The following is a 22,573-nucleotide window of genomic DNA, read 5'->3' as shown; positions in this document are numbered from 1 at the left end:
AAATTTTATCATAAAGCTTATGAATCTAATAGACCGTTTTTAAAACGTCGAACAGCATTTTCACGGCACTTACCATAAGCATAACGAAGAGAGCAATTCTCAAGAATTTATTTCCCCTCTTTATAGCTATACGGGTTCCTATATAAGCTCCTACCACGTTTCCCGCGGTGAGTAACAAGCCGGATCTAAACTCTATTATTCCATGACTTAAAAAGAGAATGACGCTGAAAATGGTATATACGAGGACTATGGACTATCGCCATCTTAATAGCGTTCGTGTGCAGGAGGTCATGTCCACTGGCAGTTACGAGAGCAAAGGTGAGAAAAGAAGCCAACCCCCTGCTTGAATGAATCCTACGTAAAAGCCAATATAAATATAAAGCCAGCTAATACTCCCGTTGTTAGTATCAGGATTATCTGTCCCACGCTCATCTTGATCTAAGATAGCAAATGTCTTTCACTTCTTCAAGTGGTTGACATTAGAACCCATTTGGTGTAATCTTTTAAGTAAGTGAGCGTGCCTGTAGCTCAGTGGATAGAGCGTTGGACTCCGGATCCAAAGGTCGCGGGTTCGACTCCCGCCAGGCACGCCAGTTTTCAAGGAAAATATAGATTTTAGGAGCAAAGGTGCGTAATGCATGGGAAAAAGGAGAAAAGAGAGGTAAACCCCGATTTTTCCTCAGGTGCTGTGGTTTCCTCCCTATTGGCATTTTTTATTTCCTTCTGTTAGTATCATAACTTGTTGTTTAAGATGTCCTTCCCAAGCTTGTTACCCTGAGAGGTGATTTTTTGCATGGAGAAATTTATCGAGGTTGGAAAGGGAAGGAAAAGGCTTTGTTACGGTAAGTCGAAGGATGTTTTACCACTCCCCGATTTGATCGAGGTTCAGCGGAACTCCTTCAAGTGGTTCCTCGAGGAAGGTCTTAGAGAAGTCTTTAATGAGATCTTTCCTATCGAGAGTTTTAAGGGAGATGTTGTATTAGAATTTGTTGATTATTATCTTGGAGAGCCCAAGTGCAGCGAACTAGAGGCTAAAGAAAAGGACCTTTCCTATCAAGCCCCTCTGTTCGTCAAACTGAGGCTCGTTAATCGCGAGACCGGTGAGGTAAAAGAAGAAGATGTTTATATGGGGGATCTCCCTGTAATGACGGAGAGGGGAACTTTTATAGTTAACGGCACGGAAAGGGTGATAGTTAACCAGCTTATAAGATCTCCAGGAGTATATTTTGATAAGGAGATAGGAACTCAGGGAAGAGAGATCTTCACCGCACGCCTCATTCCGGACAGAGGGGCGTGGCTTGAGTTCGATCTAACTCCCGGTGAAGTAATATCCGTTAAGGTGGATAGAAGGAAAAAGGTCCCTGTTACCCTTCTTCTTAAGGTTCTCGGTTTTAAGGATAATCAAGAAATACTTGAATACTTTTCAGAGGGGATTTACGAGACCGAAATAACTGAAGACCTTGTTAGGGGAAAAATAGTAGCGGAGTCCGTTTTAGATCCTGAAACGGGGGAGCTTCTTATCAAAAGGGGAGAGAGGATAACCAAAGAAACTCTTGAGCTCCTTTTTGAGAGAGATATAACGAGTGTTGTCCTTTATAAGCTTGACTCTGCTATAGTTAACACTTTGGAGAGAGATCCTACGATTACTATGGAGGATGCTCTTATAGATCTGTTTAGGAGACTCAGACCAAGTGAACCAGCCAGACTCGAGAATGCTAAGCTTCTCGCGCAGGCTCTCTTCTTCGATCCGAGAAGGTACAATCTTGGAAAAGTCGGAAGGTTCAAACTTAATAAGAAGCTTGGGTTGGATATCCCCTTGGATGTTATAACTCTTCAGAAGGAAGATATTTGTGGGATAGTGGACTATCTTCTTCAGCTTAGAGATGGCAAAGGAGAAGTCGATGATATAGATCATCTTGGCAATAGAAGGGTTAGATCGGTAGGAGAGCTTCTTCAGAATCAATTTAGGATAGGGCTTCTGAGGGTTGAGAGGATCGTTAAGGAGAGAATGACAATTCAACCTAATATAGCGGCTGCTACTCCTCAGGTTTTGATGAATGTTAGGCCTGTTATAGCTGCTGTAAAGGAGTTTTTCGGTTCGAGTCAACTATCTCAATTTATGGATCAGACGAATCCTCTTGCGGAGCTCACACACAGGAGAAGACTAAGTGCACTCGGTCCAGGTGGATTAACGAGAGAGCGAGCGGGGTTTGAGGTTAGAGATGTTCATTACACTCATTATGGAAGAATCTGTCCTATAGAGACCCCAGAGGGGCCTAATATCGGTCTCGTTACTTCATTGAGTACCTATGCTCGGGTAAATGAATTTGGCTTTATAGAGACTCCTTATAGAAAGGTGGTAGATGGGAAGGTTACAGATGAGGTGGTTTATCTTACCGCGGATGAGGAGGATAAGTACTATATAGCTCAGGCTAATACGCCAGTTGATGAGAATGGTTTCTTTAAGGATGAAAAGGTAATAGTTAGGTATAGGGGAGAGATAGAGTGGGTCGATGCCAAGATGGTGGATTTCATGGATATCTCTCCCAAGCAGGTTTTTAGTGTTTCTACATCGTTGATTCCCTTCTTGGAGCATGACGATGCGAATAGAGCTCTCATGGGATCTAACATGCAGCGTCAGGCGGTTCCATTGATCAAGCCAGAGGCTCCCCTGATAGGTACTGGTATGGAAACCAAAGCAGCTCTGGATTCGGGAACCGTCGTCGTTGCTAAGAGGGGGGGAGTAGTGGAAAGGGTATGTGCTGACGAGATAGTTATAAGAACGCCCGATGGTGAGAAAGATAGATATGAGCTTTTAAAGTTCAAGAGATCAAATCAGGGAACGTGCTTAAATCAAAGGCCTCTTGTTAAAAAGGGAGATGTGGTGAAAGCAGGGGAGATCATTGCTGATGGCATGGCTACCGAGGGAGGAGAGCTTGCGCTAGGAAATAACGTCCTTATAGCTTTTATGCCATGGGAGGGCTATAACTTTGAGGACGCTATACTTATAAGTGAGCGTCTCGTTAAGGAGGATCTCTATACTTCCATACATATAGAGGAGTATGAGGTCGAAGCGCGGGAGACCAAGCTTGGTCCGGAAGAAATTACGAGAGATATACCAAACGTTGGGGAAGATGCTTTGAAAAACCTTGATGAAAACGGCATCGTTAGGATAGGAGCAGAGGTAAAGGCGGGAGATATTCTCGTCGGTAAGGTTACACCTAAGGGGGAGACGGATCTCACGCCGGAAGAAAGGCTCTTAAGGGCAATTTTTGGGGAAAAAGCAAGGGAAGTGAGAGATACCTCTCTGAGAGTCCCTCATGGAGAGGGGGGGAAGGTTGTAGATGTTAAAGTCTTCTCGAGGGAAAACAATGATGAGCTTCCACCTGGTGTTAATAAGCTTGTGAGGGTATACGTTGCTCAAATTCGAAAAATATCCGTTGGGGATAAGATGGCGGGGAGGCATGGAAATAAGGGGGTTATATCTAAGATATTACCTGTAGAGGATATGCCATATCTTCCGGATGGTACTCCTGTAGATGTGGTTTTAAATCCTCTTGGGGTTCCATCGAGAATGAATCTTGGTCAAGTTTTGGAAACTCATCTTGGCTTGATGGCAAAGGAACTTGGCATTTACGTTGCCTGTCCCGTATTTGATGGTGCTAAGGAAGAGGATATCTTCGAGGGATTGAAAAAGATCTCTGAGACGAAAGTATGGTTTAAGCCTAACGGTAAAACCATTCTTTACGATGGAAGGACGGGAGAGCCGTTTGATCAGGAGATAACGGTAGGATACATGTACATGATGAAGCTAATTCATATGGTTGATGATAAGATACATGCGCGTTCCACGGGGCCATACTCCCTTATAACTCAGCAACCTCTTGGAGGTAAAGCGCAGTTCGGAGGGCAGAGGTTTGGTGAGATGGAGGTGTGGGCTCTCGAAGGGTATGGAGCGGCTTATACCTTGCAAGAGATGCTTACTATAAAGTCTGATGACATAACCGGAAGGATAAAGACTTATGAGGCTATCGTGAAAGGGGAGCATGTGGTGGAGCCTGGGCTTCCGGAATCGTTCAAGGTTCTCGTTAAGGAGCTTCAGGGGCTCTGCCTCGATGTGGAGGTTGAGCTCGAAGAAGAGGAGGAAAAGGAGAGGGAAAACCCTGGGAGAGAGGAAGAGGAAAAGGGAGGGATAGCCGGCAATGGAGATTAAGGGTATAAAGATAAAGCTTGCTTCCCCAGATCAGATAAGGAAGTGGTCTCGGGGAGAGGTCAGAAAGCCGGAGACCATTAACTATAGAACTTTAAAGCCTGAGAGAGACGGGCTCTTCTGTGAGAGAATCTTTGGCCCCACGCGTGATTATGAATGTTATTGCGGAAAATATAAGCATATAAAGTATAAGGGAATAGTCTGCGAAAGATGTGGTGTTGAGGTTACGGAATCGAGGGTTAGAAGAGAACGCATGGGACATATAGAGCTCGCGGTTCCTGTGGTTCATATCTGGTATCTCAAGGGTATTCCGAGCAAGCTGAGTCTTCTTCTCGGTATCCCGTCTAAGGACTTGGAAAAAGTTGTTTACTTCGCTTCTCTCCGTAAAAGAGAACAGCTCTATAAGGTGATGAATGAAAGCAGAGGGATTTGCAAAAGGGGAGATATAATTACTGGTTCCCAATATAGGATTCACGCTCATTTTGATAAGCAGTTTAAGGCGGAGGAGGCTTATAGGGTTGTAGATGTTACGGAGATACCTCTGGAGAAAGGAGAGGTTATCACCGCTACCCAGCTCGAGCGTCTTAAAGCAGAGTTTGGTGATATGGTTGAAGGGGAACCATGCTATGAAATAGTTGAGATAGACGAATCCGTAACGGGAATTCCTTATAGGGTGGGGGATTTGGTTCCTCTTTCAGAATATAGCTCGATTCTCGAGAATGTGGGAGAGGATAAGGTAAGAGCTGAGCCTTTCTTACTCAGGGGAGAGGAAACGAGGATAATAACGAAAGTTCTTAAAATACCTTTTAGGAAAGGCGATTTTCTGAGCGCTTCAGAATACGAGCTTTATAGAAAGAAGTATGAGGATAAGTTTAGAACGCGATTAGAAAATGCTAATTTTGAGGAAACGTGCTATATAGTCATAAATCCAGGGAGCTCTCCCTTTAAGCAGGGAGATATTATCGTGGAGAGCGAGTACGAGCTCTGTAGGAGATATGATCCGTCTTTTGAAGCTGGGGTTGGAGCGGAGGCTATAAAGAAGCTCCTTCAGAATTTGGATTTGGATCATTTGGCTGAGGAGCTAAGGCTTCAGATAAAGGAGTCTACTGGCCAGAAGAAGAGTAAGCTTATAAAGAGGCTTGAAGTTGTTGAAGCGTTTAGATATTCCGGCAATAAGCCAGAGTGGATGGTGCTTGATGTTCTTCCGGTAATACCTCCTGAGCTTAGGCCTATGGTTCAGCTCGATGGAGGTAGATTTGCGACATCTGATCTTAACGATCTTTACAGGAGGGTTATAAACAGGAATAATCGATTGAAGAAGCTTCTTTCCTTGAGGGCTCCTGAGATCATAGTTAGAAATGAGAAGAGGATGCTTCAAGAAGCGGTTGATGCCCTTCTCGATAACGGTAGGAGATCCAGGCCTGTTTTAGGTCCCGGAAATAGAGCTTTGAAATCACTTACGGATATGCTTAGAGGCAAAAAAGGTAGATTCCGCCAAAATCTTTTGGGAAAGCGTGTGGATTACTCTGGTAGATCCGTTATAGTTATAGGTCCAAATCTTAAGCTCTATCAGTGCGGGCTTCCAAGACAAATGGCTCTTGAGCTGTTTAAGCCGTTCGTTATGAGAAGACTTGTTGAGAAAGGGATCGTTCCGAATATAAAGAGTGCTCGTAGAATGATAGAGCGGGGAAAAACAGAGGTTTGGGATGTATTGGAGGAAGTCATAAAAGAGCACCCGGTTCTTTTAAACCGTGCTCCTACGCTCCATAGATTGAGCATTCAGGCTTTTGAGCCGGTATTAACTGAGGGGAAGGCTATAAGGATACATCCTCTTATATGTACCGCATTCAACGCGGATTTCGATGGAGACCAAATGGCAGTTCATGTTCCACTTTCCCTTGAAGCTCAGGCTGAGGGAAGAATTATTATGCTATCGGCTAATAATCTGCTCTCACCGGCTAATGGAATTCCTATTGTGACGCCGACCCAGGATATGGTTATAGGTTGCTATTACCTTACTACGGAAAGAAGCGGAGTTAAGGGTGAGGGCAGAAGGTTTGTAACTGCTGAGGAGGTACTTCTTGCTTACGAGCATAAATTGGTTCATCTTCATGCACCTATATATCTTAAGGCTAAGAATGGCTGTGTGAAGTTTGAGGACGGTGAAGTGGAGGTTTCTCCTGTGGAAGACGGCTGGTTTAAGACTACCGTGGGGAGGGTTTACTTCAACAGTCTTCTTCCTAAAAGATTGCGCTTTGTGAATGAGCTTATAGATAAAAAGAAGCTGGCGGGTATCCTGGGGCGCTGTTATAAGGAGTGCGGTCAGGCGGTTATGGTTGAGCTTCTGGATAAGATAAAGGAAGTTGGTTTTCATATGGCTACGCAGATGGGGCTAACTATTTCTATAGATGATGTTCATATTCCTTATCATAAAGCTGAGATGCTTAAGGAAGCCGATGAGAGAACGAGAATAGTGGATGAGAGATTTAAAAGAGGCGTTATAACCGAGGAGGAAAAGATTCGGGAGAAAGAGAGAATCTGGAGTGGAGTGGTGAATAGAATGACGGAACTCGCCCTGAAGGAAATGGATGTTCTCAATCCGCTCGGTATGATGGTTTCCTCGGGAGCGAGAGGTAGTCGAGCTCAGCTTGGACAGATGGCGGGCATAAGGGGCTTGATGATGGATCCTTCTGGAAGGGTCATAGAGTTCCCAATAAGATCTAACTTTAGAGAAGGCTTGAGCGTTCTCGAGTACTTTATATCCACCCATGGTGCAAGAAAAGGTTTGGCTGATACCGCCTTAAGAACCGCGAAATCTGGGTATTTAACGAGGAGACTCGTAGATGTGGCTCAGGATATAATTGTCAGAAGTGAAGATTGTGGAACAGACAAGGGCATAGAAATATCTGCTCTAATAAAAGGCGGAAAGGTTGTAATCCCACTTGAGGAACGGATAATCGGCAGGTATGCTGCTGAGGACATAGTTAATCCTAAAACCGGTGAGGTTATCGTTCCTAAAGGAGAGGAAATTACGGAGGAAAAGGCTAATCTTATAGTTAAAGCGGGCATAAAAAAGGTTAGGGTCAGATCGCCTTTAACCTGCTCGCTTCGCCATGGAGTATGCGCCAAGTGCTATGGCAGAAACCTTGCAACAGGAAGAAGGGTTGACCTTGGAGAAGCCGTAGGAATTGTTGCCGCTCAGTCTATAGGAGAGCCGGGAACTCAGCTTACTATGAGAACCTTCCACACCGGAGGAGTTAGAACCGGTGAGGATATAACGCAAGGTCTGCCGAGAGCTGAGCAGCTGTTTGAGGTTAGAAGACCTAAGAGAGCTGCTTTTATAGCGGAATTTGATGGAGTGATTTCTGAGATTAAACAGCAGGATGGGAAATATAAGCTTACGCTTGAGTCAGAAAGCGGTATTAAGAAGGTCTACAACATACCAATTACTCTTAGCTTGCTCGTTGACGAAGGTGATGAAGTTAAGAAGGGAGATCTCTTGACAGAAGGAGATCTTGATCCTCAGGAGATTTTGGCTATCCAGGGCGTTGGTGCGGTGCAAAGGTATCTCGTTGATCAGATTCAGATGGTTTATAGGGCTCAGGGGGTTGTTATAAACGATAGGCATATAGAGACGATAATAAGGAAAATAGTGCCTCCAAATAAGGTAAGGGTCGTTAGTGAGGGGGACACTCATCTCCTGCCGGGAGAAGTCATATATACTGAAGATCTCGAAGCTATAGAGAAATTCATAGAGATTGAGAACAGGAAGATAACCGAGGAAAACTTAAGTATACTCGTTGGTAAGAAGGTGGAAGAGACCGTTAAGGAAAAGAGTGATGATGGTATAAGGCTCCATAAAGGGGATGTCCTTGAAGAAGGAGATGTTATGCGTTTGAGCTCTCCAGATTGCACGGTTAAGGAAGTCGTTATTGAGGATGGAGAATCCCCATTAAGGGTAGTATTCGGTGAGCTTGAGTTCTCTCAAAGGGTGTTAAACAAGGTTCTCGCGGAACCCGTATTTGATGCGGATGGTAATGTAGTAGCGGAAGATGGGGACATCATAACCAGAGATCTACTTAATAGGATTCTCGATAGCGACATCAGGCAGATTTTGATACGCGATGAGAGCATTCTTAAGGATCTTGTGGGTGAGATAACTTCTGAGCCTGTTGTGGATGTCGACACTGGTAAGGAGATTCTGCCTGCGGATACGTTGATTTCTCATGATCATATAGAGCTTATAGCGAATAGCAGAGTTAAGGAAATAAAGGTTTGGAGAAGAGTGGAAACCGTTTCTCTAAGGGATAAGCTGAGAAACTATCTCTTTACCACGATATGGGGAGGAGTTATCACTTCTGATCTAACCAGAGGAGAAGAAGTTGCAATTGAAAAGGGAACAAGGGTTGACTCGGCTGATATTATAGATGCCATACTTGATTTGAATCTTCCGGTCATTGAGATTGATGGGAAAATGATAGATCTCGTTGAAGCTAAGATGAACATATTAACGGATGAAGTATACGGTAAGATACTGGCACAACCTCTTTTGAATAGCGAAGGCAATGAAATCTTCCCTGCGGGTCAGGAGCTAAATCAAAAAACGCTTCATGAAATCGCTCAGCTACCTGTAAATGAGCTTGTAGTAAGAAGTCTCCTTTCTGGCGCGGTTTCATATCAGCTTGAGCAAAAGGTGGGCTATGTGAGGCGTCAGCGTAGAAAACCCGTTGTAAAACCACTTCTTCAGGGTATAACCAAGGCTGCGTTAACTACCGATAGCTTCCTTTCTGCTGCATCCTTCCAGCAAACCGCTCAAGTTTTAACGTCTGCTGCGGTCAAGGGAGCCTATGATCCTCTCTTGGGTCTTAAGGAGAACGTGATCATTGGGCACCTTATACCGGCTGGTACCGGTCTGGATATATACAGAAAGGTGAGGATTAAAGAAAGGGGAGATCTTATAAGGGAGGAGCATCCCGTTGAACCTGTGGAGAAAATTGCTGCTGAATAACTTTCTCTGAAGGGAGTGAAAATGCTTGGCTTTCATGGCACGCTTTATGCTCGATGGGAGAGAAAGATGGGGTTTGGTCGAAGGGGAAAGAATAAAACTTTTAAGGGGAAGCTCTTTAAGCGATATCGTGGAAAACGTGGAGGCGGAAGACGAAGTTTCCTTCTCAGATGTGAGGATGCTGTCGCCGATTTCTCCCACTAAGATAGTGGCTCTTGGCTTGAATTACAAGGATCACGCTGAGGAGACCGGTTTACCTGTACCTGATGAACCGCTTATATTCCTTAAGCCCCCTTCCGCGGTTATAGGAAGCGGTGAAACCATTTTGATTCCCAAAGGAGTAGGAAGAGTTGACTATGAGGCTGAGCTCGCTGTAGTCATAGGAAGAAAGTGTAAGAACGTTAGTGAGGAAAAGGCTTCCGAATATATTTTGGGCTATACATGCTTTAATGATGTTACTGCGAGACACTTGCAGAAGAAAGATGGTCAGTGGACACGCTCGAAGTCCTTTGATACCTTTGCACCGGTGGGACCTTGGATATCCATGGAGCTGGATCCATCCGATCTCGCTATAAAGCTCTACCTGAATGGGGAGATTCGGCAAAGTAGCAGGACCTCAAGGATGATTTTTAACGTTTATCAGGTGGTTTCCTTTGTTTCAAGGGTAATGACTCTGGAACCAGGTGATGTGATAGCAACTGGAACACCTTCTGGAATAGGCCCGATAAAGGATGGAGATGAAGTTGTGGTTGAGATAGAAGGTATAGGGAAACTCATTAACTATGTCAAGGAAGAGATGGTATGAATCCGGCTTAAGATTTGAGTGCATAGGTTGTGGAAGGTGCTGTAGGGGAGCGCCGGGGTATGTATGGTGTAGCCTCAGGGAGGCCGAGAGGATAGCGGCTTACCTGGGGCTACCTCTTTTAGATTTCATAAAAAAGTATATGAGATCGGTTGATGGAGATTGGTCTCTAAAGGAAAGGTATAACGGAAGCTGTATTTTCTATGATGAAGATAGCGCAAGATGCACGATATATGAGGTTCGACCTGCGCAGTGTAGGAGCTATCCTTTCTGGCCTTCTATAATTATCTCGAGAAAAAGGTGGGAGAGTTTTGCTCGGGAGTGTCCCGGTATGAATAGGGGAAGACTATACAGCGCAGATGAGATAGAGAAAATAGCATTTGGTCAACCGATGGCATATAGGCTTTGATTTTCTGTGGGAATTTAAAAATAGCTTTAAAATTCGTAAAAAAGGTGTTGACATAGGAAAGAAGGTAGTTATAATTATTCTTAGTGTGAATAAGGACGGGGGGTTGAGTCCTGGAAGCAGGGCGGCTTCCCGTTTTAAATTTTGCAAAAGCATGAAAATGAAAGGAGGGGGTTGGATTGAAAGTAACCGGCAAGGGCTTGGGCAGGCATGTCCTGGTGGAGGCTTACGAGTGCAATCCTGAGGTACTCGATAACCTCCAATTCTTACAGGAGGCCATGGTTGAGGCCGCTACCAGAACCGGCGCTGAGGTAGTCGACGTCGTATTCAGAAAGTTCCAACCGTACGGGGTGAGCGGTGTGGTAGTGATCTCGGAGTCCCACCTGGCCATCCATACCTGGCCTGAGTACGGTTACGCGGCCATCGATTTGTTTACCTGCGGTGATACCGCAGACCCCTGGAAGGCATTTGATTATCTTACAGAGGTTTTGGAGAGCAAGAAGGTAACTACTTTGGAGGTTCAAAGAGGTCAGTTAAGAGATCTAACTCCTACAAGATTTTTGAACGAGGTGACGTCTTAAGGAAAACCCCCTCCTTTGGAGAGGGTAAGCTTAGGTTTTGCATGGTGGCACCTCTTAGGCCTGCCTCCTTCAAGCGAAGGAGGCAGGCCTATTTTCTATTTCACTCTCCATCTCGTTCCTCCTGGTGTGTCCTCAAGTATGATTCCCTTTGAAAGGAGGAAGTCCCTTATCGAATCTGCCTTTTCCCAGTTTTTCTCCTTACGTGCCTGTTCTCTTTCTTTGATCAGTCGCTCTATTTCGCTTAAATCCATGGGAAGCTTTTCCTCGGTTCTTATTATTCCGAAAACGTCGTTTACCGCTTCTAAGAATCTTATCGCTTTCTCAAGCGGTTTCTTCTTGGGATTTAGGGTTTCTCTGAGATACGAATTTGTGTTTTTCACGAGCTCGAATATGCTTCCTAAGGCTTCCGGGGTGTTAAAGTCATCATCCATACTTTCCTCAAACTTTGCTCTGGCTCGCTCTACCTCTTCTTCAAACTCGTAATCCTCGCCCGATGAAGGTGAGGATAGCTCGCTTGAGGATAGCGCTTCCTTAAGAGTTAAAAAAGCGTTTTGAATCCTTCTTTGCCCGCCTTCTGCCTGCCTTATGCTTTCATCGCTGAAGTTTATAGGATGCCTATAGTGGGCGGATAGCATAAAGGTTCTTAAGACCTCTGCGGGATATCTCTGCCTTAATTCTCTTGCGGTTAATATATTCCCGAGCGATTTGGACATCTTCTCCTCATTTATCAGGAGATATCCATTGTGAAGCCAGTAATTGCAGAATGTCTTTCCGGTGGCTCCCTCGCTTTGGGCTATCTCGTTCTCGTGATGGGGGAATATGAGGTCCTCCCCTCCAGCGTGAATGTCGAGCGTCTCACCGAGGTATTTCATCGACATCGCGGAGCATTCTATGTGCCAGCCAGGCCTTCCTTTTCCCCAGGGGCTTTCCCAGTAAGGTTCTCCCTCTTTTGCTCTTTTCCAGAGGGCAAAGTCCAAAGGATTTTTCTTTCGGGGGTCCGGCTCAATCCTCGCTCCGGCTTCAAGCTCATCTATCGCTTTTCCTGAAAGCTTTCCATATTCGGGAAAACTTAACACATCGTAATATACATCGCCCTCTACCACATATGCGTGTCCCCTATCTATGAGCTTCTGAATCAGTTCTATCATCTCCTTTATATGCTCTGTGGCTTTGGGATAGTGCGTTGCTCTCTTTATCTTAAGCGCATCCGCATCCTCGAAATACGCTTCGATATAGATTTCAGCTATCTCTTTCCAACTTTTGCCTTCTTCTTTCGCTCTTTTTATTATCTTGTCGTCTATATCAGTAAAATTCTGGACGTATATAACGTTGTATCCTCTGTACTCCAAATATCTTCTTATTACATCGAATATGCAAAAAGGCCGTGCGTTTCCTATGTGAAAGTAGTTGTAAACCGTTGGACCACATACGTACATTCTTACCTTTCCTGACTCTATTGTTTTAAAAGGTTCCTTCCTTTTTGTTAAGGTGTTTTGAACGACTATTCCCATAAGCTTTTTCACCTCCTTGATTGGAATAATTATAGCATATATAATGGGAGGGAAATTCTAAGGAGGTGACGCTTAATTGGATCTTAAGAAACTGCTTGAGGAGCTAACTCATGGTGTCAAAAGTGCGGTTAAGCCCTTTCTGGGAACAAAGCTTGCTAAAAGAATAGAGAAGATAGCCTATAGCGGAGATGTGAGCTATAGAATAGACCTGGTTGCAGAGCGAGAGGTTGAGCGTATATTAAAACCCTTTGTTGAAAGAGGAGAGGTAGCTTATTGCACGGAGGATAAAGGATTGGTTAAAAGCGGTAATCCTGATTATCTCCTGATCATAGATCCTATAGATGGGACTCGACCTGCCGCAGCGGGGCTTGAAACCTGTACGGTTTCGGTTGCAGTGAGTCATTATTCTGAAGATGCTAAATATAAAGATGTCTTCTTGGGCTGTCTTCTCGAGCTTAAGGATGACAGGGCTTTTTGGGCGGAGAAGGGAAGGGGAGCTTGGATAGTGGAGGAAGGGAAAATATACGATCCTAATCCGGTTGAGCCCGATAGCCTTGATGGTTTGTTCTGGAGCCTGGGCTTTGTTGGAAGACCTGCTCAGTGGGTTTCCATATCTATGGAGGAGCTTATAAATAGGTCAGCGATGAGAGGAGGGTTCTTCGTTTTAAACAGCTGCACCTACTCCCTAAGCAGGATATTAACGGGTCAGTTCCACGCCTGGGTTGATATAGGAAACAGGCTGTACAGGGATTTCCCCGTTTTGAGGGAAAAGTTTCACAGGATAACGGGAGGCAAACCAGTTGGGCTGTTTCCCTATGATCTTTCAGCCATAAATCTGATAATGAACGAGGCTGGAATTCCCATAACGGATGCCTATGGAACGCCTTATGATGATAGGAAACTTCTTGACTGGTCCGTTGAGGGACTTCTTTCCGGTATATCCGCATCGACGAAAAGGCTTTATAACGAAATTCTTTCGGAAGTTGAGCGAGGCGTAAGGAGGCTGAGAGAGCAATTAGGGATGAGTTAAAGGAGAAAGCGTTAAGGCTTCCTGAGAGCCCTGGCGTGTATATCATGCTGAACAGAAAAGGAGAAGTTATCTATGTTGGAAAATCCCGCTCATTGAAGAAGCGGGTAAGCTCATATTTTACGCGCTCGTTTGATTTCTCCCCTAAGATAAGGAAACTTGTGGATGAAATAGCTTCTTTTACTTATATAACTACTGAAACGGAAGCTGAGGCTCTTATCCTGGAGGCGGACCTTATACGAAAGCACAAGCCCAAGTATAACACCATGCTTAAGTATGGCATAAGATATCCATATGTATGCTTGACGATGAGCGAGGAATTTCCTCGTATCCTGATAACCAGGGTTTTGAGGGAAGATGATGGCAATCTCTATTTTGGTCCCTATACCAAGGTCAGGAAGATGAGGGAACTTCTTAGATTTATTGAGAGGTTCTATCCCTTAAGGAGCTGTTCCCGCCTCGTTAAGAGAGATAGACCTTGCATAAATTACTATATGGGCAAGTGTAAAGGACCGTGCGTGGGTGGTATAAAGGAGCAGGAATATAGAAAAATGGTTGAGGATCTCGCTCTATTTCTTGGAGGTAGAAGAGGAGAGCTTATTGCCAAGCTTACCGAGAAGATGGAAAGGCTTGCTAAGGAGCTCAGATTTGAAGAGGCGGCGAGAATAAGGGACCAGATAAGAGCTTTGGAGAAAGTTTTTAAGCAACCGAGAATACCTCTTGAAGCTCCCGTGGATTATCTGGAAACCGCCCTTTTAAAGCTTAGGGATTATCTTGGGCTAAAAAGGCTTCCCTATGTTATCGAGGGGATAGATATCTCTAATCTTTACGGAAGAGAGGCGGTGGGCGTTGTCGTCTGCTTTCATGGGGGTGTTCCCTTTAAAAGGAAGTATAGGAGATATAAGATAAAGGATGTAGAAGGTATAGATGACCCTGCTATGATTGCGGAAGTAATCAGGAGAAGATATGGAAAACATCGTGATGAGGGAATTCCGGATCTGATTTTAATTGATGGAGGCGTAACACAGGTGAACTCGGCTAAGAGGGCTTTAGAGGAGGTTGGGATTGATATCCCGCTTGTGGGGCTTGCCAAGAGAGAGGAGCTCGTTTTCTTCCCCGAGAATTCTACTCCCTTAAGGATCCCTGAGGACTCTCCTGCGCTTCGTGTGTTGCAAAGAGTCAGAAATGAGGCACACAGATTCGCTATAAGCTATCATCGCAAGCTCAGGGAGAAATCCCTGCTTAAGACGGCTCTTGAGGATATCCCTGGTGTTGGCAAGGAAAGAGTTAAAAACCTTCTTCGAACCTTTAAGTCGGTAGAAGGTATAAGGAAAGCCTCGGTTGATGAGATAGCTAAGGTTGATGGCATCGGTAAAAAGTTAGCTCTCACTATAAAGGGTTTTCTTTCGAATCCTTCTTTCAAAGTAAAGAGCTATAGCGATAGAAACCAAGCTGACGAGCTGGGCAACTCTGATATGTCCGAGGTATAAACTGTCTGTTCTTAAAGACTCTATGAAGAACCTTCCAATTGAGTAGAGAAGCAGGTATCTAAAAAAGAGCGCTCCCGTTGGTGGATTTTTCTTCTCGAGCTGTAGGAGATGTATAAAAACGAAGAGATCCCATGCCGATTCGTAAAGGAATGTTGGGTGGAAATACGAGAAAGATTTGTAGGCAAGTGGGCGCGCGCCGTAAGGAATAAAAAGCTTCCACGGTAGATCCGTTGGCGTTCCAAAAGCTTCATAGTTGAAGAAATTTCCCCATCGCCCTATACTCTGTGCCAGTGGAAAGCCTAATACGCAAAGATCCGCGAGGCGAAGGAAAGGAATTCTTTTTACTCTTACGAATATTATCGCGGTTATGAGGGCTCCTATCCAAGCCCCGTGTATGGCTAATCCACCGTGCCAGAAAGCCGGGATTTCCCAGAGTCTCTTTGAGTAATAATCCCAGCGAAATATAACATAGTATGCCCTCGCTCCGACTAAGCCTGCGATGTATCCAAATATTAAAAGCTGGTCTATATCTCTTGCCTTAAGGCCATACTTAGGGGCTCGCTTGTATACCAAGCGAGCCCCTAAAAGAAAGCCGGTTATTATCAAGAGCGCATACCATCTAAGCTCAAAATTCCCTATTTTGAACAGATAGGGCTTAACTATTATCTCTCCTGCGAAAACCTTGTGAAGTACTACCGGCGTTGAGAGAAAAAGCACTATTGGTGCTAAATAGTATCTCATTTTCTTAACGATAAGTTGCCTTCCACCTATGGGTGAACCTGTCGTAGAAGAAGACCTTATCTACGGTGTAAACCACTGCTTGGTTGGGTTCAACCATCCCACTCTGTGGTTTAATTCCCTCTGCAGTAGCCCACTGATGAAGAGTTAGATCATATACATATGCATTATCCTTATTCCATACCAAAAGCATATAATCATTCATAGCCCAATTTATAGGATCTATGTCTTGTAAGCCGACCCATTGACGTAGAAAAGCGTCATAAAGGTATACTGAGGCGACAGTCGTTATTACTGCAAAGGAATCCGTAGCGTTCGCAGCGGTTATGGGATCCACGGTATCTTTTGCTATCCACTGTCTCAGATTTGCGTCGTATGCATAAGCTCTGTTCTTACTCCAAACTATGGCGAGCTTATTTCTAACTATACCGTTGACCGGAGAGCAGTTTAACAAAGGATGCCATTGATGAATCCTGATATCATATATATAAGCATGCTGCTTATTCCACACAAGGGCGAAGTAATTTCCGCTTCTCCATCCCGTTGGGCTAAAGTCGTTCAGTATTGACCACGTCTTTAACGCAGGATCGTAGACGCGGACGGTATGTTTATCTATAAACAGGTTGAGCTCTGCATATGCCGGAATGGCTGAGAAAGTAAGTAAGAATATAATCCCCAGCAGTATGATCTTCTTTCTATGGGTTTTTCTCATTTTCCTTTCACCCCCTGGCTTTGTTTTAAAGCTTAACTAATGATAACATATCCTTTTGGAAATTTCCAATCTCGGGCATGTAGTATAATGTTTGATGGAGGTAGAGAGGGGATGTCTTACGTTGCCCTTTACAGGAAGTGGAGGCCTCAGCGGTTTTCCGAAGTAGTTGGGCAGAAAGTAGTAGTAAGCATAATTCAGAACGCTATTAAGAATGGGAGGGTGTCTCATGCATACCTTTTTGCGGGACCTCGTGGGGTTGGAAAAACCTCGGTTGCGAGAATCCTTGCAAAGGCGTTGAATTGTGAGAAGGGGCCAAGTGTTGAACCCTGTAATGAGTGTTCCATCTGTAAAAAAATTACCGAGGGGAGCTCTTTTGATGTCCTTGAAATAGATGGGGCATCCAATAGGGGAGTTGACGAGGTCAGAGCTTTAAAGGAGAGGGTGAACCTGGCTCCCGTTGAGGGTAGGTATAAAGTTTACATAATTGACGAAGTTCACATGCTTACTGTCGAGGCGTTTAACGCTCTGCTGAAAACGCTTGAGGAACCGCCATCTCATGTGATATTTATTCTTGCCACGACCGAGCCACATAAGCTTCCTTTGACGATAAGATCTCGATGTCAGTTCCTTGCTTTTAAACCACTTGAGCCGTCCGATATGGTTTCTAAGCTACGCGAAGTTGCGGAGAGTGAGAATGTTTATGTTGAAGAAGATGTTCTTCTTGAGATAGCAAGGCGAGCTGATGGCTCTATGAGAGATGCACTTTCTCTACTGGAACAGCTTTTAACGCTTGGTGAAAATATTACGTTGGAATCTCTCGAAAGGAGCTTTGGAATAGTTTCGAATACGGAGATTAGAGAGAGGGTCTCTCTAATAAGGGAAGGAAACTGGGATGGGTTATTTAGCTGGCTGAAATCTCTTAAGGAAAGGGGAGTTATGGTTCCTTATCTCTTTGAGGACTTCGCTGATATTTTCAGAAAGATATGGCTTTTTCGCTTGTCCTCAAGGGCTTCAGAGATTTTAAATCTCTCATCAGAAGAGGTAAAGTTCTACGCTTCAGAAAGCGGTTTTTGGAATGAGGATTTATTATGGTTTGCTTTAAATAGCCTGGAGAGAAGAGGAGACAGAGTTAAACAGGGAGCTTCTCCATTTAAGATGCTCGAGATGTTTCTTCTCGACCTAAGGAAGAAGCTTAGAGAGGAGCGAGGTACTGCTTTAGCTGAACAGGTTAGGGAGAAAGAAAAAGTCGAAGAATTCAAGAAGGTGGAGGAGAAATCTCCGGAAGCTGAAGAAGTAGCTCAGGTAGAGAAAGCTTCTTCTCAGAAGGATGATAAATGGAGTGAGTTTTTAAGCAGACTTAAGGGGCGGAAAATTTCTCTCTATGCTTTTTTGATGGATGCCGATAGAAGGCTTCAGGATGGCAAGCTGTATATAGAGTTCTCTCCGGAACTGAAATTCCACTATGAGCAGATAAGAAAACCGGAGAATATTTCTATTTTGAAAGAAGTGGCTAAGGAGGTCTTTGGTGACGATGTTGAACTTGCGATCTCGATGACTGCGATTGAGCAGAAGGCTGGGGAGGAGATACTTGCAAGCTCTTCTCAAGAGAAGAAAGAAAAGCCTTCTGATATAATGGAACATCCAACACTTCAGACGATACTTCGCCTCTTTGGAGGGGAGGTAGTTGAGATCGATAGGGAGTCTGGTGAGGAAGGGTGAGCGACTTAAGGTCATTTTTTAGAGGAAAGAGAATACTTGTCAGTGGAGGAACGGGTTCAATAGGAAGAGAGCTTGTTTTTCAGCTTCTTAAGCTTGATCCTAAGGTAGTCAGAGTTCTATCTCGAGACGAGCACAAGCTTTTTCAGCTTAGGGAGAAGCTTGGGAAGGAGGAGCGAGTTAGATATCTTATCGGAGACATAAGGGATAAGGAGAGATTGAGATGGGCTCTCGAAGATATAGATGTGGTCTTTCATGCTGCCGCTCTTAAGCATGTGGCCTTCTGTGAGTATAATCCATTTGAGAGTGTAAAAACTAACGTTATTGGAACTCAAAACCTCATAGAGGTCTCGTTAGAGAGAAACGTGTCCGTATTCATTACTGTAAGTTCAGATAAGGCGGTTAATCCTACAACCACGCTTGGGGCTTCTAAGCTTCTTGCTGAGAGGATAACAATATCCGCAAATCAATATAAAGGAAGAAGAAAATCTATGTTTTCGGTAGTTAGATTTGGAAACGTTGTGGGATCGAGAGGTTCCGTTATACCTAAGTTCCTCAAGCAGATAAAAAAGGGAGGTCCTATTACTATAACCCATCCCTCGATGAGGAGATACATGATGACCCTTCCTCAAGCGGTTAATCTCGTCCTGAGGTCTGCTGTTTTAACCAAGGGTGGGGAGGTTTTCATTCTTAAAATGCCAAAGGTTTGGATCTACGATCTCGCAGAGGTAATGATAGAGCTCTTTGCTCCGAGATGTGGATATTCTCCAAAGGATATAAAGATAGAGGTTGTTGGAATGGAAGTCGGGGAGAAGATAGATGAGAAGCTTTTTTCCGAGGAGGAAATAGTAAAGTTGAGGGAACTCGATAATTTTTATATACTCTCGGATAAGCAGGGTAAACCTGCGGTCTTTACCGAGGATGTGTTTCTATCTAAACCTGAAATAAGAGAGATGCTTGAGGAGTGGTGGAAGGAGAGAGAAGGAGAATATGAGTGATTTCGTTCATCTTCATGTTCATAGCGAATACAGTCTTCTTGATGGAGCCTGTAGGGTCAAGGAGCTTGCCAAGCGGGCTCGAGAAGAAGGTATGCCCGCCGTTGCGATAACGGATCACGGGGTTTTATATGGCGCCATAGATTTTTATGAGGCATGTCAGTCTGAAGGTGTGAAACCTATAATAGGCTGTGAGGTTTACATAACCACCGATGATTACAGGAAGAAAGGGGTAAAAAATCAAATTCTTTATCACCTCATACTCTTAGCGAGAGATGAAGAAGGCTATAAGAACCTCATGAAGCTGGTTACGCTGTCTCACATTGAGGGTTTTTATTATAAACCTCGTATAGATAGAAAGCTTCTTGAAAAGTATAGCAAAGGTTTGATAGCCTTAAGCGGTTGCATAGCGGGCGATATTCCGTCTCTGATATTAGCGGGAAGATCTGAAGAGGCGGAGAGCTTAGCCCTCTATTATCAGGAGATATTCGGTAAGGGGAATTTCTATCTTGAAATACAGAAAAACGGTATGCCTCAGCAGGACAGAGTTAACAAAGCGCTAATCGCTCTAAGCAAGAGAACGGGGATTCCGCTGGTTGCAACCAATGATGTGCACTATATGGATCGCGAGGATGCTTTCTGGCACGAGATACTCTTGTGTGTTCAGACTAATACTAACCTTTCGGATGAGAAACGTCTTCGCTTTCCCACTGATGAGTTTTATTTTAAAAGCTGTGAGGAAATGAAAGAGGATTTTAAGGAAGTTCCTGAGGCGCTTAAGAATACTGTGGCTATAGCTGAAAGGTGTGAGCTTAAGCTGGAGTTTGGGAAGCTTCACCTTCCGAAGTATGATGTTCCCGAGGGATACGATCTTCATGGTTATTTAGTCTATCTCTGCGAACAGGGATTAAGAAGGAGATTTGGGGAGAATCCCCCCTCTCACGTGCTTGACAGGATGCGTTATGAGCTTGAGATTATCAAGCAGATGGGATATTCTGGATATTTTCTGATAGTTTCGGACTTTATAAACTATGCTAAGAGCGTGGGGATTCCAGTGGGTCCTGGTAGGGGATCTGCTGCAGGCAGTCTTGTTTCCTATCTCCTTGGAATAACGAACCTCAATCCGCTTGATTATGGTCTTCTTTTCGAGAGGTTTCTGAATCCGGAGAGAGTTTCTCCTCCAGATATAGATGTAGATTTCTGTGATAGAAGAAGAGATGAGGTTATAGAGTATGTCAGGCGAAAGTATGGTGAAGATAGAGTTGCCAATATAATAACCTTCGGTACTATGGCAGCTCGTGGAGCCATAAGGGATGTTGGCAGGGTTTTAGGAATGCCTTATAAGGAGATCGATAAAATCGCTAAGCTGGTTCCATTTGGTCCCAAGGTTACGATAGATGATGCTCTTTCGGAGAGCCCCGAGCTTGCGAGGAGGGTAAGGGAAGATCCACAAATTGCCAGACTTATAGAAGTTGCTAAGAAAATAGAGGGGCTTCCGCGGCACGCTTCTCAGCATGCAGCAGGCGTTATAGTCGCACCTGCTCCTTTAACGGAGTTTACTCCTCTTCAGAGAATGTCGGATGGCTCGATTGTTACTCAGTATTCCATGAAACCATTGGAGAAGCTGGGTTTGCTTAAGGTTGATTTCCTTGGGTTAAGGACGCTAACTGTGGTTAGCGATGCGATTGAGAACATTAAGCGTAGTAAAGGGATAGAGATAAAGCTTGAAGAGATACCCCTTGATGATGAAAAGACATACGCTTTGCTTCAAAGGGCGGATACTATGGGTGTCTTCCAGCTTGAGAGTGACGGCATGAGGAGACTCCTTGAGCGCTTGAAACCTAATTGCTTTGAGGATTTAATAGCGGTGCTTGCTCTTTATAGACCGGGCCCCTTGGGAAGCGGAATGGTAGATGATTACATACAGAGAAAGCGTGGACTTGCTCCCATAACTTATCCACACCCGCTTCTTGAAGATATATTGAGAGAAACCTATGGAGTTATTTTATATCAGGAGCAGGTCATGCAGATAGCTGCAGTTTTGGCTGGTTTTTCGCTTGGAGAAGCGGACTTGCTTAGGCGAGCAATGGGGAAGAAAGAACCTGAAACCATGATGAAGATGAGAGAGGAATTCGTCAGGAGAGCTGTCGAGAGGGGGGTTTCAAAAGCTGATGCCGAGAGGATATTTGATCTGATGGAATACTTTGCGGGTTATGGATTTAATAAATCGCATAGCGCTGCTTATGCTCTCGTTTCCTATCAAACCGCCTATCTTAAAACACATCATCCCGTTGAGTTTATGGCAGCGCTTCTTTCGAGTAAGATGGACAGGGTGGAAGAGATCGCTTTTTACATAAGAGAGGCTCGTAGAAAGGGAATAAAGATCTTACCACCCGATGTTAACGAAAGCGATACTGGTTTTAAGGTCACAAAGGAGGGCATAAGGTTTGGGCTCGCTGCAGTTAAAAACGTGGGAGAGAGCGCTATATCGGAGATAATAAGAGCTCGGGAGAAGAAAGGTAGGTTTGAAAGCTTTCAGGACTTTTGTAGGAAAGTTAACCTCAAGGTGGTAAATAGCAGAGTAATAGAAAGCTTGATAAAGGCTGGGGCCTTTGATTCCATGCCAGGATCGAGAGCTCAAAAGCTTAAGCTGCTGCCAAGCCTTCTTTCCGCTGGTGAGGATGAAAGCTCTCTTTTCCAAAGATCAATGTTTGAGCTTTCGTTTCCGGATGTTCCTGAGCCGAGCGTCGATGAGCTTCTTTCCTGGGAGGAGGAAGTAACTGGCTTCTATATAACTTGTCATCCTCTTGATAGATGGATGGATGAGCTGTTTAAGTACGCCACGGCGACGAGCAAGAGGCTGTCTTCCATACGGGGAGGAAGAAGAGTAGTAGTGGGGGGGGTTATAACCAAGGTTTCGAGGAGAAAGGGAGCAAGGGGAGGAGGTGTGCTTATAGTTTCTCTTGAGGATCTTGATGGATCGATGGATGTGGTCTTTTTCGGAAAACTTGGAGAGAGGGAAATGGAGCTTCTCCTCAAGGGAAAAGTGGTGCTAATAGAGGGAGAGATTGACAGGAGCGGTGATAAGACTCGCGTTATAGGGTCTAAAGTCGTTCCAATAGAGGAAGCTTCACAGCATTTTGATCCTTGTTTCTGGATATCAGTGGATGCTAATCTCGTTGATAGGGAAAAGCTCTTTGAGCTTGAAAATCTTCTTAGAAAACACAAAGGTAGAAGCAGAACGCTTATGGAAGTTAAAGATACTTGTGGTAGGGTAGTTTTGGATTTAAGCTCGCGCTATAGGGTTTCTCCAAGCCCGGAGCTCCGGGAGGAAATAGGAAGGATTTTCAATAAAGGGGAAATATCAATAAGATTCTAAA

At 44.4% G+C, this 22,573-nt stretch carries 14 protein-coding genes and 1 tRNA gene; 11 read left to right on the top strand and 4 right to left on the bottom strand.

Annotation, left to right across the window (positions count from 1 at the left end; translation table 11 throughout):
- Positions 1–25 precede the first annotated feature (25 nt).
- The gene (locus J7M13_02685; GenBank protein ID MCD6362895.1) at positions 26–178 is read right to left on the bottom strand and encodes a hypothetical protein; all 153 of its coding nucleotides are present in this window, start codon (positions 176–178) and stop codon (positions 26–28) included.
- Positions 179–517: 339 nt separating this feature from the next.
- Between J7M13_02685 and J7M13_02680 the strand changes: the two genes are divergently transcribed.
- The 6 genes from J7M13_02680 to J7M13_02655 all read left to right on the top strand — a co-directional run bounded on the left by J7M13_02680 (position 518) and on the right by J7M13_02655 (position 11,004).
- Positions 518–593, top strand: a tRNA-Arg gene (locus J7M13_02680).
- 200 nt (positions 594–793) lie between these two features.
- Positions 794–4,213: a DNA-directed RNA polymerase subunit beta gene (rpoB, locus tag J7M13_02675; protein MCD6362894.1), complete on the top strand. Its 3,420-nt coding sequence runs from the start codon at positions 794–796 to the stop codon at positions 4,211–4,213.
- Positions 4,203–9,218 carry a DNA-directed RNA polymerase subunit beta' gene (rpoC, locus tag J7M13_02670; GenBank protein ID MCD6362893.1) on the top strand — a complete coding sequence of 1,672 codons (5,016 nt, stop codon included), beginning with the start codon at positions 4,203–4,205 and terminating at the stop codon, positions 9,216–9,218. The genes rpoB and rpoC overlap by 11 nt, the downstream gene beginning before the upstream one ends.
- Before the next feature lie 46 nt (positions 9,219–9,264).
- Complete coding sequence (locus tag J7M13_02665) at positions 9,265–10,020, top strand: fumarylacetoacetate hydrolase family protein (protein ID MCD6362892.1); 756 nt, start codon at positions 9,265–9,267, stop codon at positions 10,018–10,020.
- Complete coding sequence (locus tag J7M13_02660; GenBank protein ID MCD6362891.1) at positions 9,998–10,426, top strand: YkgJ family cysteine cluster protein; 429 nt, start codon at positions 9,998–10,000, stop codon at positions 10,424–10,426. The genes J7M13_02665 and J7M13_02660 overlap by 23 nt, the downstream gene beginning before the upstream one ends.
- Before the next feature lie 176 nt (positions 10,427–10,602).
- Entirely contained in the window at positions 10,603–11,004 is a 402-nt protein-coding gene (locus J7M13_02655) for an S-adenosylmethionine decarboxylase proenzyme (protein MCD6362890.1), read from the top strand.
- A 95-nt stretch (positions 11,005–11,099) separates the two neighbouring features.
- Here the strand turns inward: J7M13_02655 and cysS are convergent, their stop codons facing one another.
- Positions 11,100–12,515 (bottom strand): cysteine--tRNA ligase, encoded by a 1,416-nt coding sequence (gene cysS, locus J7M13_02650; protein MCD6362889.1) that lies wholly within the window; start codon positions 12,513–12,515, stop codon positions 11,100–11,102.
- 76 nt (positions 12,516–12,591) lie between these two features.
- On the opposite strand from cysS, the gene J7M13_02645 reads away from it, so the two are divergent.
- Positions 12,592–13,545 carry a hypothetical protein gene (locus tag J7M13_02645; GenBank protein MCD6362888.1) on the top strand — a complete coding sequence of 318 codons (954 nt, stop codon included), beginning with the start codon at positions 12,592–12,594 and terminating at the stop codon, positions 13,543–13,545.
- A 44-nt stretch (positions 13,546–13,589) separates the two neighbouring features.
- Positions 13,590–15,032, top strand: a complete 1,443-nt coding sequence (locus J7M13_02640) for an excinuclease ABC subunit UvrC (GenBank protein MCD6362887.1) — start codon at positions 13,590–13,592, stop codon at positions 15,030–15,032.
- Here J7M13_02640 and J7M13_02635 read toward each other — a convergent pair.
- Entirely contained in the window at positions 14,922–15,773 is an 852-nt protein-coding gene (locus J7M13_02635) for a prolipoprotein diacylglyceryl transferase (GenBank protein MCD6362886.1), read from the bottom strand. The genes J7M13_02640 and J7M13_02635 overlap by 111 nt on opposite strands.
- Positions 15,774–15,777: 4 nt before the next feature.
- Positions 15,778–16,482 (bottom strand): hypothetical protein, encoded by a 705-nt coding sequence (locus J7M13_02630; GenBank protein MCD6362885.1) that lies wholly within the window; start codon positions 16,480–16,482, stop codon positions 15,778–15,780.
- A 111-nt stretch (positions 16,483–16,593) separates the two neighbouring features.
- On the opposite strand from J7M13_02630, the gene dnaX reads away from it, so the two are divergent.
- From dnaX to J7M13_02615, 3 genes are read left to right on the top strand one after another with little or no spacing between them, the layout of a single operon-like run.
- Positions 16,594–18,201 (top strand): DNA polymerase III subunit gamma/tau, encoded by a 1,608-nt coding sequence (gene dnaX / locus J7M13_02625; protein MCD6362884.1) that lies wholly within the window; start codon positions 16,594–16,596, stop codon positions 18,199–18,201.
- Positions 18,198–19,196 (top strand): SDR family NAD(P)-dependent oxidoreductase, encoded by a 999-nt coding sequence (locus J7M13_02620; GenBank protein ID MCD6362883.1) that lies wholly within the window; start codon positions 18,198–18,200, stop codon positions 19,194–19,196. The genes dnaX and J7M13_02620 overlap by 4 nt, the downstream gene beginning before the upstream one ends.
- Positions 19,189–22,572, top strand: a complete 3,384-nt coding sequence (locus J7M13_02615) for a DNA polymerase III subunit alpha (protein ID MCD6362882.1) — start codon at positions 19,189–19,191, stop codon at positions 22,570–22,572. The genes J7M13_02620 and J7M13_02615 overlap by 8 nt, the downstream gene beginning before the upstream one ends.
- The last annotated feature ends 1 nt before the right edge of the window (position 22,573 follow it).

Source organism: Synergistota bacterium (assembly GCA_021159885.1).
Lineage (GTDB): Bacteria > Synergistota > GBS-1 > GBS-1 > GBS-1 > AUK310.
Note: the sequence above shows the minus strand (reverse complement) of the source record. Positions and strands in the feature narration are given on the sequence as shown.